1 protein-coding gene is annotated in these 223 nt (G+C 39.9%); it reads left to right on the forward strand.

Annotated elements, in window-relative coordinates:
- Positions 1–223 (forward strand): hypothetical protein (locus SB679_RS26680; protein ID WP_410705483.1); only part of this gene is annotated, 223 nt, incomplete at both ends.

Genomic DNA, 223 nt, shown 5'->3' on the forward strand with positions numbered 1-223 from the left:
AGCCTTCACAAATACAAAATCAGACAACTTTAGCACCTGTTGCAACGACGATTGTTTCCAACGGATTAAGCTCAGTCCGAAGTACTAAAACACTTCCAACAGCAAGTTATATCAAGAATATTGAAAATGACAGCTGGTCGTCTGCGTTTATTTGGTATGATACATCGGGAAGGGTTGTTGGAACGTATGGTAAAAATCATTTGGGAGGTTTTACCCGTACAGA

This window comes from Chryseobacterium sp. SIMBA_029 (genome assembly GCF_046535275.1).
Classification (GTDB): domain Bacteria; phylum Bacteroidota; class Bacteroidia; order Flavobacteriales; family Weeksellaceae; genus Chryseobacterium.